The organism is Erythrobacter sp. HI0063 (assembly GCF_001635685.1).
GTDB lineage: Bacteria > Pseudomonadota > Alphaproteobacteria > Sphingomonadales > Sphingomonadaceae > Qipengyuania.
Map to the genome: position 1 here is coordinate 1 of NZ_LWFF01000066.1, position 14,332 is coordinate 14,332.

The 14,332-nt window shown below is 63.2% G+C and carries 15 protein-coding genes and 1 pseudogene; 7 read left to right on the top strand and 9 right to left on the bottom strand.

The genetic code is table 11. The annotated features are described in order from the left end of the window. The 3 genes from A3736_RS03055 to A3736_RS03065 all read left to right on the top strand — a co-directional run. A partial coding sequence (locus tag A3736_RS03055) for a DUF1259 domain-containing protein (RefSeq protein ID WP_156501940.1) occupies positions 1–408 on the top strand: 408 nt, incomplete at its 5' end. A gap of 479 nt (positions 409–887) precedes the next feature. Continuing rightward, positions 888–2,408 carry an AarF/ABC1/UbiB kinase family protein gene (locus tag A3736_RS03060; protein WP_011415083.1) on the top strand — a complete coding sequence of 507 codons (1,521 nt, stop codon included), beginning with the start codon at positions 888–890 and terminating at the stop codon, positions 2,406–2,408. A 339-nt stretch (positions 2,409–2,747) separates the two neighbouring features. Further along, the gene (locus A3736_RS03065; RefSeq protein ID WP_011415084.1) at positions 2,748–4,544 is read left to right on the top strand and encodes a hypothetical protein; all 1,797 of its coding nucleotides are present in this window, start codon (positions 2,748–2,750) and stop codon (positions 4,542–4,544) included. On the opposite strand, the gene A3736_RS03070 is transcribed toward A3736_RS03065, so the two are convergent. From A3736_RS03070 to A3736_RS03085, 4 genes are all read right to left on the bottom strand, one after another. After that, entirely contained in the window at positions 4,541–5,518 is a 978-nt protein-coding gene (locus A3736_RS03070) for a TniQ family protein (RefSeq protein WP_172807104.1), read from the bottom strand. The two genes, A3736_RS03065 and A3736_RS03070, sit on opposite strands and share 4 nt — an antisense overlap. Then, positions 5,515–6,438: a TniB family NTP-binding protein gene (locus A3736_RS03075; RefSeq protein WP_011415086.1), complete on the bottom strand. Its 924-nt coding sequence runs from the start codon at positions 6,436–6,438 to the stop codon at positions 5,515–5,517. The genes A3736_RS03070 and A3736_RS03075 overlap by 4 nt, the downstream gene beginning before the upstream one ends. Further along, positions 6,435–8,198 carry a Mu transposase C-terminal domain-containing protein gene (locus A3736_RS03080; RefSeq protein WP_011415087.1) on the bottom strand — a complete coding sequence of 588 codons (1,764 nt, stop codon included), beginning with the start codon at positions 8,196–8,198 and terminating at the stop codon, positions 6,435–6,437. Before A3736_RS03080 ends, A3736_RS03075 begins: the two co-directional genes overlap by 4 nt. Before the next feature lie 212 nt (positions 8,199–8,410). Next, positions 8,411–8,704 (bottom strand): hypothetical protein, encoded by a 294-nt coding sequence (locus tag A3736_RS03085; protein WP_011415089.1) that lies wholly within the window; start codon positions 8,702–8,704, stop codon positions 8,411–8,413. Here A3736_RS03085 and A3736_RS03090 point away from each other — a divergent pair. Then, a complete protein-coding gene (locus A3736_RS03090; protein WP_156501941.1) occupies positions 8,699–9,553 on the top strand; it encodes a hypothetical protein in 855 nt (284 codons plus the stop codon). The two genes, A3736_RS03085 and A3736_RS03090, sit on opposite strands and share 6 nt — an antisense overlap. Positions 9,554–9,584: 31 nt before the next feature. Here the strand turns inward: A3736_RS03090 and A3736_RS03095 are convergent, their stop codons facing one another. Further along, complete coding sequence (locus A3736_RS03095; RefSeq protein WP_011415091.1) at positions 9,585–10,142, bottom strand: TnsA endonuclease N-terminal domain-containing protein; 558 nt, start codon at positions 10,140–10,142, stop codon at positions 9,585–9,587. Positions 10,143–10,412: 270 nt separating this feature from the next. Between A3736_RS03095 and A3736_RS03100 the strand changes: the two are divergent. Then, positions 10,413–11,081, top strand: a pseudogene (locus tag A3736_RS03100) (ATP-binding protein); the annotation flags it as partial. Between the two features lie 17 nt (positions 11,082–11,098). On the opposite strand, the gene A3736_RS03105 reads toward A3736_RS03100, so the two are convergent. Together A3736_RS03105 and A3736_RS03110 are read right to left on the bottom strand one after the other, a co-directional pair. Further along, entirely contained in the window at positions 11,099–11,356 is a 258-nt protein-coding gene (locus tag A3736_RS03105) for a hypothetical protein (protein WP_369815415.1), read from the bottom strand. A 56-nt stretch (positions 11,357–11,412) separates the two neighbouring features. Then, entirely contained in the window at positions 11,413–11,958 is a 546-nt protein-coding gene (locus tag A3736_RS03110; RefSeq protein ID WP_067679080.1) for a helix-turn-helix domain-containing protein, read from the bottom strand. A gap of 160 nt (positions 11,959–12,118) precedes the next feature. Here A3736_RS03110 and A3736_RS03115 point away from each other — a divergent pair, with 160 nt between their 5' ends. Further along, the gene (locus A3736_RS03115; RefSeq protein WP_067679083.1) at positions 12,119–12,481 is read left to right on the top strand and encodes a hypothetical protein; all 363 of its coding nucleotides are present in this window, start codon (positions 12,119–12,121) and stop codon (positions 12,479–12,481) included. A gap of 85 nt (positions 12,482–12,566) precedes the next feature. Here A3736_RS03115 and A3736_RS03120 read toward each other — a convergent pair whose 3' ends face one another. Next, positions 12,567–13,214, bottom strand: coding sequence for an HAD family phosphatase (locus A3736_RS03120; RefSeq protein ID WP_067679172.1), 648 nt, complete (start codon positions 13,212–13,214; stop codon positions 12,567–12,569). Between the two features lie 90 nt (positions 13,215–13,304). Beyond that, complete coding sequence (gene ykgO / locus A3736_RS03125) at positions 13,305–13,430, bottom strand: type B 50S ribosomal protein L36 (RefSeq protein WP_007165381.1); 126 nt, start codon at positions 13,428–13,430, stop codon at positions 13,305–13,307. Between the two features lie 287 nt (positions 13,431–13,717). Between ykgO and A3736_RS03130 the strand changes: the two genes are divergently transcribed. Continuing rightward, on the top strand, positions 13,718–14,332 hold the full coding sequence (locus A3736_RS03130) for a hypothetical protein (protein WP_233999197.1): 615 nt from the start codon (positions 13,718–13,720) through the stop codon (positions 14,330–14,332).

Genomic DNA, 14,332 nt, shown 5'->3' on the forward strand with positions numbered 1-14,332 from the left:
GGTGGCATGACGCCGGATGCAAACGGCACGATCGAAGCCCTGGCGCTGAGCGAAATCTTGGGCACCGAGCCAAGCATCGCCGATGGTGTCGTGAAATACACCTTCGCTCGCCAAGGCCGCATGCACGGCGTTGAGATCGGTGGTTCGATGGGGCTTACGACCTGGGCGGCGTTCTCGGGCACCAACGACCTTGCCGCCGTGGATGGTGACTTCATCATGACCGAGGACGAAGTCCAGCCCGTGCTCCGCGCACTGCGCGAGCGGGATATCCATATCGTAGCATTGCATAACCACATGATCGGCGGTGAACCGATGTTTTACTTCCTCCACTACTGGGGAATGGGTCCAGCAAAAGAGCTTGCAGCGGCGATTGCTGCTGCCCGTAACGCACAGGCCGAAACCGGATAGGCGCAACCATTCCGATAAAAATCAGTACGGCAGCGATCGCTTGCACCTCATTGCGACAGGCATTGTCTTCGAAATGGCAGGGAACGTGAGTTATGTCGCTAGCTGGTGGGCATGTCTTTGAATGCGATGTGGATGGGACACGGCGCCGCGATTTGAATCGCGACCGGATTGTCCGTTTTCTTAGGAAAGCTCCCGAAACCAGACTGTCTCGAAGCGGCCCATGATTTGTCATCGAGTGCAGGCGTGCTGACGGTCGAACTCGGGAAGTCAATATCGTATTGATGATGCCCGAAAATTAGCGTGGAACGCCGACGTCGCTGGACCTTAAATAGCCTTTCAGTGCAGCGGACAACATGGCCGCAACGCAACCACCACGTGGGATAAGCTACGCCAGATTTCCTCCGCTTGGACAATTGGGCGCGATCGCCCAAGCAAGTTAGCTGTGGAACAGAAGCTGCAGCGTGCCCATATGCTAAGCCATGTTGAAGACCCTTCGTATCGCACGCCGGGACCGGAAGCGCTTGGAGGAACTATTCAGCGTCACTTCCCGCTATGGACTCGGCCTTCTGCTGGCGCGGATAGGGCTGGACCGGACGGGCAGCGACGATGCCGGCGACGGGTCGTCACATAGCCTGCCTCGGCGGACCCGCCTTGCCATGGAAGAGCTTGGGCCAACCTTCGTGAAGCTCGGCCAGATCCTGGCGACACGCGCCGATCTCCTATCTCCGGAATGGATCGCCGAACTCGAGCAATTGCATAGCAAGGCGCCGACGCTTCCCTTCGAGGAGTTGCGACCGATTGTCGAGGAGGCGCTTGGTGAGGCGCCCGAATGCACCTTTGCGGAATTCGATACAGAACCGCTGGCGGCGGCCTCCATGGCGCAGGTCCATCGTGCGACGCTGCACGACGGGCGCGCGGTGGTGATCAAAATCCGCCGGCCCGGCATTCGTCCGAGGGTGGAGGCTGATATCCGGCTCCTTGCGCATATTGCGACCCTTGCGGAACGCGGCAGCACCGAAGCCAAGCGCTTCGGACCGAGCCGGATGATGCGGCAGCTTGCGGACGCGATGGTCGAGGAACTCGACTTCACGAATGAAGCGCGCAATGCTGATCGTCTGCGGACGGATTTCGCGAACGAGCCCAGTGTCGTTGTGCCCGAAATCCACTGGGAATGGACGTCCGAGACGTTGCTCGTCATGGATTACATAAACGGTGTGCCGCCGAGCAATGCGCAGGCTCTGGTCGCTGCAGGGCTCGATCCGACCAGAATAGCAGCGCTGGGCGCCGACATGGTGCTCGACATGATATTGGTGAACGGCCGGTTCCACGGCGATCCGCACCCGGGGAACCTTCTCTGCCTGCCGGGCAACCATATAGCTCTGCTGGACCTGGGCATGGTTGGTTATGTATCTCCGCGCAGGAGAGAGGAATTCGTCAGCTTCGTGCAAGCGCTCAGCACTGGCAGCCCCGCGCAGCTCGCCGACGTGCTGACGCGGTGGTCAGTGGGCGACGACGTTCCGGCCGACCGCGTGCTCTCCGCATCCGAACGGCTGATCGCGCGCCATGGCAGCGGTCGATTGGTTCTGGGCGCCATGGTAACCGATTTCCTAGGGCTGATGCGCGACGAGCGCATGACGTTACCACCCGATCTTCTCCTGATCTTCAAGGCGCTGATCACGATGGACGGCGTGTTATCGAAAATTGAACCGGATTTCGACCTGACGCATGCCATGCGACGCTCTTCGTTTCGAATCGCGCAAGCGCGGTTGTCGCCCGAGCACTGGGCTCCCGTTCTGCAGGGCGTCGCCTGGGAATTGCTCAAGATCGGAGATGATGCGCCGCGCCTGATCCGGGCAGCGATCCGCCGGTTGGAGCAAGACAGAACGCCGCCGGCTTCATCGCCTTCGGATCGCAGCCGCGCGAGTGCCGACATTCGCTGGGTTGCAGCTGCAATCGTCTCAGGCGCCGTGATCATGGCGATAGCGCCCTGGTTTTATTAAGCCGTGGTCGGCGAGCCCGTCGAATTTCGGTTGAGTCATTAGCTGAATGGCAGCCTTGTGCGCTCACGCCGCTAACATCGGACAGTCGGCTTGCGGCCCAGTTTCTGCATCGATCTGTTACCCGTAAGACGCTCAGCCTGGGGAAGTTCGCGTTAAGTCCGAACGCAGCTAGGTTCCTCGAATTTTTCGAAGAGCCAGGTGATTAAGACTGATTAAGGCTTGACTGCCAAACCTACATCCCCCCTCTGCTTACCAGTCGTCAATTTCGAATCTTGATCGTATGCATACGCGATGCGCCTACGACCTACCGATCTTGGGGCTGCGTGATATCCTAGTTGCATGAGCTTCATTCAGCTGCAGCGCGAACCGGGCATCCACTACCTCGCCGGGTATCAGAACTTCCGCACGTCGCCGGCTTTCGAACATCTTCTCGAGGCCAAATGCTTGCTCCGAAGCATTACGACCGCAGGCGCCGTCGGATCGTCGCTTCACGTACCGCTGTCGGATTTCGCGATGTTCCCGATCGGCACGTTGTTCGGCTCGGGTAAAGCGATGATGCTGCGCAATCGCGGTCGCCGACGAACCCGCAGAACGATCCTTCTGGGCGACGAAGTCGAGATTTGGGACTTCGAGCGCCCGACCCTCGTCAGTCCGCAGAAGCACGCCAAACCCTTCGACCTGTCGATCCGCCAAACCGAGAAGGTGTTCATCGACCAGATCGAGGCCCTACACCCCCTCGGTTTGGCCCACGGCGAGCAGTTCCGGTTCATCTGCTCGGGGGTCAGCTTTCTGCTCGATACGCTTTCGCTGCGCTCCATCGTCTCGCAGAAGAGCCTCGCGGGCATGTTCGTCGACGAGGCGGAGACCGGAATCGACGAGAACGGTACCTACGTCATCACGCCGTTGCGTCCGTTTCAGAACGCGACCGCGACGCTGCAGATCGCGCTCCTGCTCACCAATCCCGACCTAGCGGATTACATCCGTTTCTTCTTCCGGCGGGTCGGTGCGGCGATGCGCGGGGAACCCGCCGGGTCGGAAGGGGCGCTGACGTTCCGGGACGCCATGGACTGCACGATCGAAACCGAGCCGCTCGCGATCGGCCCGCCAGGAAACGAAAGAACGGTCGACTATTGCGACCGGATCATCGCCGACCACCGCAAGCCGAATTTCAGGGATATCGTCGTCCGCATCCGCAATACGCGGGCGGACGAGCAGATCGAGCTGATCGAGGAGCTCCGCACCGAGGCGGAGCGAGAGAAGCTCAGGGTAGCGTCGAGCACCAAGGTCAAACGCTACCCGGCGGACAAGCGCACCGTTCGCCTTGGCCGCCTGGACGGCGATTTCGGGCGGCTGTTCCCCGAGTTCGCTAAGCTTGCCATGCGCTTCGATCGGCAAACCGTCCCCGCCGCGGAAGGCGATAGCCGACCGTCAAGGTTCGATCCTCAAAAGGATCGTCCCGAATTCGTAACGCCGATCGTGTCGTCGGGGCTACCCGAACCCGGCGGCAAGGTCCCCCGGGCGGAGAGCGGGCCGGTCGAGACCGTCGTCTTTGAACGCCCGAGCCTGCCGACCCGGTTCCTCGCCACGAGCGATGCGCCGGGCCTCGAAGCGCGGATCGCGAAGCTCGACGACGTGCCGCTCTTGATGCGGGAGTTCTTCCTCGCGGGCTACTATATGACCGAGCATCGCTCGGCGACGAGCCTGCCGGAATACGATCTCGGACGCGGCGAAGAAGTGCTCTATCGGCTCCCACCGTCATGGGGTGGGTTCGCCGCGCCCGACGCGAATGGTCTCACCCGCTTTGCGGCCGCCGTCCCGCTCGCCTTCGACCACGGCATAGTGTGGGCCATCGAGATCCTCAGGAACGATGCCAGCGAGGCATTCGCCATGGGGCTCGTCGCGCAGTTCGACCGCGACGACGGGCTGAGCTTTCTTGGCCGGGCGCTGCGCAGCGTCTGCGATCGCGTCGGTCGGCGGCGCGGCGACGATCCATCGGGCACCTTCCCGCGCGCCGACTTCCTCGACACGCGGATCGACACCGTCGTCCACAAGAAGACCGTCTGGGACGCGAGGACGCTGGCGCAGGTCATCCCGGCACGGGCCGAATTGCTCCTGTCGACCGAGCGGAACTTCTAGCGCGCGTTCGAGGAACCAGGGCGAAGATAGGTGTCGAGAACGTGGCGCAGCGCGAAGGGTGTCTGGACGCCCGGCTCCTCCGGCACGATCCAGCTTGCCCAGGCGCGCGCCTCGCCGCACGGACCGACGAGGCCGAACGGCCATCCCCGCAGCAGCCGGCTGACCCCGCGCATCACGCCGTGCGCAGCGCTGACGGTCATGGACCGGATACTGGGGTTCGCAGTCCTGTAGTCGAGGTCGATCTCCCCGATCGAAGGATGCAGCGCTTCGCGGACGCGCTTGCCCCAGCGTTTGGCAGCGATCGCTCGGAAGAGCGCCAGCTGGATAGCGAAGAAGGCGATCGGATGGATCCCGTGCAGATGGGGCCAAGCCACCGCGCGTCCGTCTAACACCGCTTCGTTATGCGCCTGCAGGACGAGCACGCTCGGAGCGGCGATGGACGCGGAAAGGGCGGAAAGGTCGAGGCCGCACCCGTCGCAATGGCGGAAGCCCGAGCGGTGTGGCTGGTATGGGGCATCGCAGTCCGGGCAGGCGTCCATCAGCACGGCGGCGTGCTTCGTGCATGCCGGAAAGAGCCGCAGCCGCCAGGTCAGCGGCAAATAGGGGGTGTCGTCGGCGAGGCAATGTGGACAGAAGGCCTGCCCGTGCGCCTTGCGGATCCGGTGGCGCACGCCGAGTGGCACCACCATGAACGACTGGTTGGCGCCGGAGATGGATTCGGCGAGAACGCCTTCGTAGGCGCCGAGCGTCGTGCGCCGGCAACGCTCGAGCGGTGTTCCCGTCTTCACCGCCAGAGCTCGGACGAGCTCCGGCGATGCGACGAGATCGCCATCCCTGGTCCAGAACTCGAGGCCGGGCGCGAGTTCCTTCATCAGCGAGTGGTGCTTGGTACCCTTTGCCGCGGCAATGCGGATCAGCCAGGAGCTGACCGATTCCCGTGGCAATGGGCTTGGACGGATATGCCAGCGGCTCACGCCGGTTCGCATTCCCTGGACGTCTTCACTTCGAGCCGATCGATGACGTCGCAGGCGCGCTCGGAAAGCGGTACCCACGCCATGTCCTCGAGGGTCTTCGCGTCGATCACCTCGCGGCCGCTTTGGATGGCCGTACGCGCCGCGAGAAGCATCACCCGCCGGATATGGCCGATGACGTGATCTCCCTTCTCGAGGATGGTCTCGACGAGCTTGGGATCAGCCACCACATGCGACGTCTTGCGCAGCGGCAGACGCACCTCGAGGTTGTGGATCAGCACATTCGCCTCGTCGCCGCGTTTCCATGGCGGCAGGACAACCTGCTCGAAGCGGCGCTGCAGCTGCGGATCGTCGTTCAGGATATCGACGCCCGGCGGCGTTCCGAAGAGAGCAACGCCGCAGCCGCAATCCTCGCCGATCGACTTCACCATGTTCTTGAGCGCCTCGCGGTTGCGATGGGTGCCGTTGGCAAGATCCTGGAACTCATCGATGAGAAGCAGCCTAGTCTGCATTGTCCTCAGGACCGCGTAGACCATCGAGGTGAGATGCGAGGTCGACCATCGGAGGTTGAAGGGCTCACTTACGTAGCGCAGGATCCGGATCGCGAACTCGCGAACCGACGCTTCGCCCGGCATCGACACCCGCACCACGTCGGCACGGTCCGCATCGCCCATCATGCCGGTTTGCACCGGATAGAGCGACGCAAAATGCTTCGAGATGGTGCTCTTGCCGTTGTAGCTGCGCCCGAACACCGCGATGCTGTGCTCGTGCGGCTCGGGAGCCTCGAGGATCGCCCTGAGGCGATCCTCGATCTCCATCATGCGCGGATGGTAGATGGTGTCGGGCTCGGCGAGATAGGCGAGCCGAGTGGCATCGTCCGCGAGGCGAAGGTCGTCGATGGATGTGATGGTGTTGCAGGTCATTGGACGGCTCCACTGGAGGGAAGGATGGTGATGCTGGCGGGGTCGATCCTGACGACCGGGACCGGCGGTAGCGGCGACTGCTCGGGCGCCGGCAACCAGTTCCGACCACGCTCGCGCTTGACAGCGTTCTGGGCGATCTTGCGCTGCTTCGCCCGGTCGAGCTTGGACTTCGGGTTCACGACCCTGGCGTGGCGGGCAGCATCGGCGCGCTCCTTCTCGATGATGCCCAGAATACCCGTTGCCGTCACCCGGCCGCGTTTTCCGAGCTTGGCCTTGAGGTCGGCCCGCGCCCGTTCCCACTCGGCGACGGTGATCGCCGCGCCCTCGGTGAGCGCGTCGCGAAGCTCGATGTAGCGACCGTTGCGAGGGTCCTCGACGAACGCGCGGCTGACGTCGGCGGGTTCGCGCTTGACGTTGAGCATGGTCCCCTTGGCGGCGTTCAGCAAAGGCTGGAGCTCGCGCGCGGTGTAGCTGAGGTAGCTGACGCGAAACCCGTACTTCTCGAGCTTGCGCTTCTCGGTCTTCAGGAAGTCGAGATAGAAGGCCTGCGGATCGTCGACGCGCCGGGGATCGCCATATTGGGCGACCCCCAGGTTCCACTTCTCCGCCGGCGTCATCCCCAGCGCCGGATGGATGCGGTACGGATATTCGCCAACGAAGTAGCGGACCATGTTCTCGAGGTATTCGTTGAGGGTCAGACTCGCGGTTTGGATAGGATCGATGCGATCCTTCTCCCGCCTCGTCGAGCTGAAGATGGTGTTGCCCGGCAGCTTGCGAGTTTCCGTCATCGCGGTCCCGATCATCCGCTCGACGATCCCGCCATGATGCGGCTGCGAGCGGTGCGAGAGGTCGATGCGCCACTTCCCGCATCCGCGATGGAAGGATTTCGACGTGAAGTCGACGCCGCGGTCGACGAAGATCGCCGAGGGTACGCCGAACCACGGCCAGTCAATCCCATCGATGCCCTTCGCCGCGAGCCAGCCATCCTTGGGTAGGCAGGCGATCGCCATCGCCTCGGCCAGTTCCTCGACGCTCGGATATCCGAACGTCACGTGGATACCGAGCGGCAGGCGCGAGAACTCGTCGACCACCATGGTGAAGGTCGGGCGACCGAGGGAGATCCACAGCTCTTCGGAGATGAGATGCACATCGCTGTAAGTGTGGTCGATCTGCACCCGCTCGAGCGGATAGGTGCAGAGCGGGGTCGAGCCCTTGTCGCGGTCGTATTTGTCCGCGGCCGCCTGTGCGCCGTGCTTGTGCGCGTAACGGACACGTACGTCGAGAGCCTCCCAGCGGCGGCGGATGGTCCGATCGGACGGCGGCTTGAGGCCCGCCTTCGCGCAGGCCTTCCGCACGTTGTCGATGTAAACAGTGACATGCTGGCCCTTGTAACAGCGCAGCCTCAGGAACCTTTTGAGCTCGGCCTCGGAGATGGCCTCGACCGCCGGATCGAGCTTCGAATGCCAGGGGCGCTTGATCGGCACCTTGGAGAGCCCCAGAGCGTGCCCGGCTTCTTCGTAAGCCTTCAACTTGCGGTAGAACTTAGATTTCGACCATCCGAGCATCCGTGCGGCTTTCTCCGCGTTCTCACTCGTGCGCTTGCCGCAACGGAAGGCGTCGATGACGCCCGCTTCTAAGCTGAGGCGGTTCCAGTCGTCGTCACTGATCGTGTCGATCGTGATCTTGCGATCGTTGCCGGCACACGTGAGTTTCGCGGCGCCCTTGGGCAGGGCGGGGATGATTTTCTTGAGATCGGTCATTTCAACGTACTCCTTCTTTCGAAAATGGAGCACGAGCCGGAAAAAGGGTGCGCGCGACCGGCGCCAAGCGCGCGATGGCGCTTGACTCGGGGCGGCTTTTCGGCGATGACAAGGGTGCTTAGGGGTCCTCGTATCCCGAAAAGGCCTGGCTCTTCGGAGTCAGGCTTTTTCCATTTCGTGCTGGTGAAGTTTAGTTCTCAGGCACTGGCTGTTTACATAATTTTCTCCTTGTCGATCGCGCGCAGCCACTCAGCCACGTCCTGGGTGAAGGCGAAGGTTCCGCTCCGGTCCGGAAGCTTGAACACGCGAACGCCGAGGCGTCCGCGCTCCTTGGCTTTGCGAAAGGCTGCCGCACTGGGAAACCCGAGGGATTTCCATAGCGCCTCGCCGGTCAGAAACGGTCCCGATCCATCAACCAGGTGTTCCGCCAGCTTGGTACCCGACGCCTTCGAAGCCATGTTGTCGCTCTTCCTTTCCGAACCGGAGAATCGCCAGTTGTCGTGCATGTCACGGCCGTCACGCTTGTCCAAACGACGTTATTGGGGCCAAAATCGTCGCTTGACCCGCCTGCGAATCGAAGAGCGATGGCATATCGGAAAAGAGCGTCGACCGAATGGATCCTGACCCGGTGGGTCATGGCCTGTGTCGACTTTCGTGCGACGCCCGACGACGCGGAATGGATCAAAACCGGGCTCAATTGCGGGAAGGATACCTTACGGCATTATCGCTTGGGCGAGCGTCGTATTCGCAGCGATGTGCCAAACTCCGTTCTCGATCGGTTGGACGGACGCTTTCCCGGAACAGCGGCGATGCTTCGCGGACCGATGGCGCAGATCCTGATGCGCCGCGAATTGGCACCGGGCGGTTTGAGGGTAGCGATCAGGCAGCTGTCCGATCCGTATCGCACATGCCTGCTCGCGCTCGGCTACGGTGCAGATCGGAGCGAGATCGATCCCGCCGTCCGGTTAGAAACGGCGCTTGATTACCTGCTGCGATACAGCGCTTTCGAGACGCTCGAGGCAATCGTCTTCATGCTCGCATGGTGCGACGAGATCGGCGATGAGATTGCGTGGACGACGATCTGCGGGCGATATCGGAAAGCGCTCCCAAACATGCTGTTCGAGGGCATTCCGGAACATCATCACCCCCTGCTCGACGCGATCGACGACTACGCTCGCACCATCGAGTTCCGCTATGCGCGGCGGGTCCGATCGAAGCAAAGCTGGCGCACGGCCGTCCCGAAGGCCAGGAAGATCCGCAAGCAGGGTGCAATCGAGGCCCAGCACGACTGGGAAGCTCTGCCACGAGATTTCACTCTACGCATCAATCCGCAGGCGAAGGACGTCGACCGTTAGATCTCGAGGCAAGGACCACGCTCAATAAAGGTCATCGCAGAAAGACCCGCCGACGCGACCCCCGCCTCAGGATTGCCTCCTCATCCCACGTGCGCGTGATATCGAACCATAGTTCATCGATGGCACATGCGTGCAGCGCCGCCGAAATGATCTCGCCCCTCTCATATGCGTAACGCTCGGCGTTCGCGATTACCGACCCGAGCGTCGCCGGAAACTCGCCAAGCCTGCCCGACAGTATGAGGTCGAGCAACGATCGCTCCGGTCTGTGGCTCGCGCGGTCCAGAATTGCTTTCGCATTCGGCAAACCCTTCTCGATCAGCTTCTCGTCGGTAACCAAGAGGAACGAGCAGTCTGTCTGTTCCCGGCACCAGCGCATCATCGCGATATGCGCTCGTCCTGCGGCCGACGCGCTTCCCGCCGCCGCAATATGATCGGCTTCACGGCGCTCCTTTACCTCGACGATGTAGCGGTAGCGCTGGCCCTCGCGATCATTGATCTCGACGAGATAGTCAGGTGTATAGACACGTGTCCGGTTGTCGACGAGATCGCGGAATTCGATGGAAAAGGGCTCCCATGAAATGTGCCGCACCTCGTTCGCAAAGTCGCAGAGTTGGACGAATCCACGCTCGATCGAGGATTGGAAGGCGACCCTATTTGCGCCATTTCGAAAGCTGTAGAAGCCGGTTTCGGCGCTGGTGCGCGCGGGCTTTTTGCTTCGCGCAGAGGGAGTTATCCGGACGTGGTCAACTAGTCTCACCGACTATGACCACGCCGATTTCGAGCCGGCGAAATGGACGCGCCGTCTCACAAAAGGGCTCGAATTGGGGCAAAACGCACCCGCCTGAGTCGCATCATTAGTGGAAGTTATCAGAAGCCGGGCGAAGTCAGCCTGGCGCATCTCGGGGTGCTCTTTCTCGACGAATTGCCCGAATTCCAGCGCCCGGTGCTCGATTCGCTGCGCCAGCCGCTTGAAACCGGCAAGGTCGATGTGGCGCGGGCCAATGCGCATGTGAGCTTCCCGGCGCGCGTCCAGCTGGTCGCGGCGATGAATCCGTGCCGTTGCGGGCATCTTGGCGATCCGGCGCTGGCGTGTTCGCGCGCGCCGCGCTGCGCGGCGGACTACCAGTCGCGGGTATCCGGGCCGATGCTCGACCGGATCGATCTGCATGTGGAAGTCGATCCGGTCAGCGCCGCAGACCTCGCCCTTCCCCCGCCCGCCGAAGGCAGCGCCGAGGTCGCGGCACGGGTCCGCGCAGCGCGCGAGCGGCAGATGGCGCGATTCGAAGACAGCGGCGCGCGCAGCAATGCGGAACTGGATGGCGACGCGCTCGACCGATTCGCCGAACCCGACGAGGCGGGGCGCAAATTGTTGATGCAGGCCGCCGACGCCATGCGCCTGTCCGCGCGCGGCTATGTCCGGATGCTGCGCGTCGCGCGTACGATCGCCGATCTGGCAGGCGCGGAGACGGTAGGCCGCATCCATATCGCCGAAGCGCTCAGCTATCGTCGCCAAGCGCCCCGCGCGTAAGGATACCCGGCGCTTGATCAGTCCGCATAGGGCGTGTTCTTGAGCAGTTTGCGCGTGTAATCCGGCGCGCCATCGTCCCACCATACGGGACCGCGTTCGCCGAGGGCGGTCTTTGCCTCGTGCACCTTTGCCCGCGCGGCTTTTTCAGCCTCCGCGTCGCCGTTCCGTTTGGCGGCAGCGACCGCACGGCGCGCATCCATCAGGGCATCGACCCGACGTTGGCGTTCTTCCTCGCCGAGCGAGGGATCGCTGGCTCGCCACAGCCTGCCGCGCACGACGATATAGCGCCCGTCGGTCGTACGCTCGGGTCCATCAGACGAACTCTCGTCGCTCAGGCGGCGCCTCTCAAGCCGTCGGCGATCGCCGTGTCGCCACGCGATACCGGAGCGACCGGCTCCGCCTGCGAGCCATCGGCGCGCTTGCCGACATTCGCCCTCTCGACCAGCGCAAGGTCTTCAGGGCCGAGAATGCGTCCCTCCTGCGACAGGATCGAGACCGGGCCGATCGGCAACCGGTCCCGCTCGTCGACAAGAACCGGGTTCTCGACCACTTCGGCACCGTATTTCTGCCCCCATTGGCGCAGCGCGATCATCGCGGGCAAAAGGTCCATCCCCTTGTCGGTCAGCCGGTATTCGATCTTGCGGCGATCTTCCGCCATCGGCTGGCGCCCCAGAATCCCGTGTTCGACCAGCCTGCCGAGGCGGTTCGACAGGATATTGCGGGCAATTCCCAGCTCGCTCAGAAATTCCTCGAAATGATGTAGGCCGTTGAAGCTGGCGCGCAGGATCATGAAGCTCCACCGCTCGCCCATCACCTCGAGCGCCATCGGCAGACCGCATTCGGTCAGTTCGCGCAGCGGTTCCCGAATTTCGCCCATCTCGTCCTCAATTCGCATCACGCCAAACCGGCAACCTAAACGGATTTTGCGCCTTGGCAAAATTATCGCGCATTTAAGGTTGCAAATCGAGACCTATCTAAGTAAGTAGCGATTCGCAACTGGTTGCATAATGCAACTGGCTTTTGAAAGGACCACTCTCATGGCTTTCTTCGCGTCTCGTCCGCATCGTGCCGGTTTCGCCCCGGTCGCCCACCTCTCCGCAGCCACGCTCGCCCTCGGCTATACTTTCGCCGCTTTCGGTGCGGTGCTTGCGCCCTCCCCCGCTGCGGCGCAGTCCGGCGCGTATTACGTCGCCGAGCTCGCCCAACCGGTCGAAGATACGCGCGCCGTGGCGGGCGGCGTCGCGTGGCGCTGTGCCGAGACGACCTGCGTCGCGCCCAAGGCGTCGAGCCGTCCGTTGCGGGTGTGCCGCGAATTGCAGCGCAAGGTCGGCCAATTGGCCAGCTTCACCGCCAAGGGCGATGCTCTGGACGCCGAGGCGCTCGCTCGCTGCAACGGCTGATCACCGCCACGATCGCGTAACCGCTCCCTCTCCCAGAGAAGCGAGACCCTGTCCCGGCGTTCGCATCGCGAACGACCGGGACCTTTTATTGCGGGCCGAGCAATCCGCGCGATTCGAGATCGGCGCGCAGGGTCGGCGCATCGCGAAAATGGTGGACCTGCCAGCCGAGCGCGCGCGCCGCGGCGATATTGTCCGCATTGTCGTCGATGAAGAGCGTGGCCTCGGGATCGTGGCCGAATCGCTCCGCCGCCAGCGCGAAGATAGCGGCATCGGGCTTCGCGATCTTCTCCTTGCCGGACACCACGATCACGCGGAACAGGTCGAAGATCGGCGCAGTCGGGCGAAACCCGTCCCAGAACTCCGCGCCGAAATTGGTGATCGCGAACAGCGGCAAGCCCGCCGCGTCGAGGTCGCGGACGATTTCGAGGCTGCCGGGGACCGGGCCGGGAATCGTCTCATTGAAGCGTGTGGCATAGGCCCCGATCGCGTCGGCATAGTCGGGATATTCCGCCTGACGCTCGGGCACCATTTCGCTCAGCGGACGCCCGGCGTCGTGCTGGAAATGCCATTGCTCCGTGACGACTTCGGACAGCAGGAAGTCCAGCCGCTCCTCGTCATCGATCATTTTTTCGAACAGATTGCGCAGGTTCCAGCGGTAGAGCACGCGCCCCACATCGAATACGATTGCCTCGACGTCCCGATCGCGCCCGGTTTGCTGCTTTGTTTGCAACATCATGTCTCCAAATGCGAAAGGCCCGCACTCCGTGAAGGAGGCGGGCCGTTCCTGTCGCTCGCAGACCCATACGGGGTCCGCGCGAATCGCTTAGCCCTGGCGGGCCTTGAAGCGGCGATTGGTCTTGTTGATGACGTAGGTGCGACCGCGACGACGGATCACGCGGCAATCGCGGTGGCGGTTCTTCAGCGATTTGAGGCTGTTGCGGATCTTCATCGGTTCTCTCGAGTCTGTGCAGCGCGCGGGCCGCTCTCAAAAACAAGCGCGCGCCGGAGATAGGCTCCGACGCGCGGATTTCAAGCCGGGCGGTTAGCCGCGCCGGGCCGCCACGTCAATCGTTTAGCGGCGCGGTCCGCTCTATCCCCCGCACAATCCGATGCCCCGCCCACGCTCAACGCGGGGCCCCGGGCGTCGCATGATCGCCGCCGGGACATTGTAACGCCTTCGGGCGTTCGGTCCCTATAACTCTTTTCGCTCCGCACGCCCGACCGAAGGATTGCATGATGAACCGATCTGTCCCCACTCGCCTTCTCGCCGCAGCCCTGCTGGGTTCGGCGCTGGCCCTTTCCGCCTGCGCATCGACCCGCGCAGGCCCCGTCGAAGTCACGCGTTTCCTCGATCCGGCAGCGCGCGCGCAATTGGGCCAAGGTTCGATCTTCGTGACCGGCTTTGGCGCAGAGGACACACTCGAACTCGCGCCCTACAAGGCGGCGGTGGCGCGCGAACTGGCGCAGGCCGGCTATAACGAAACCGCGCGCACCAGCGCGGGCCAGATCGCGGAAGTGCGGGTCACGCGGTACGAGCTGGGCCGCAACGGCCAGCGCAGCCCGGTAAACGTGGGCGTCGGCGGATCGACGGGCACCTACGGGTCGGGCCTCGGACTCGGCATCGGAATCAATCTGGGCGGCGGAGGCGGCGCGCAAGTCGGCACCGAAATGGCCGTCGTCATTCGCGAAGCGAGCGGCGGGCGCGTGTTGTGGGAAGGCCGTGCCGACTTCACCGCATCGGAAAACTCGCCCCTTGCGGAACGCGCTGCCAGCGCCCAGACGGTCGCCGCCGCGCTGTTCAGCGATTTTCCCGGCAATAATGGCGAAACGATAGAGGTCGAGGTCCCGTAA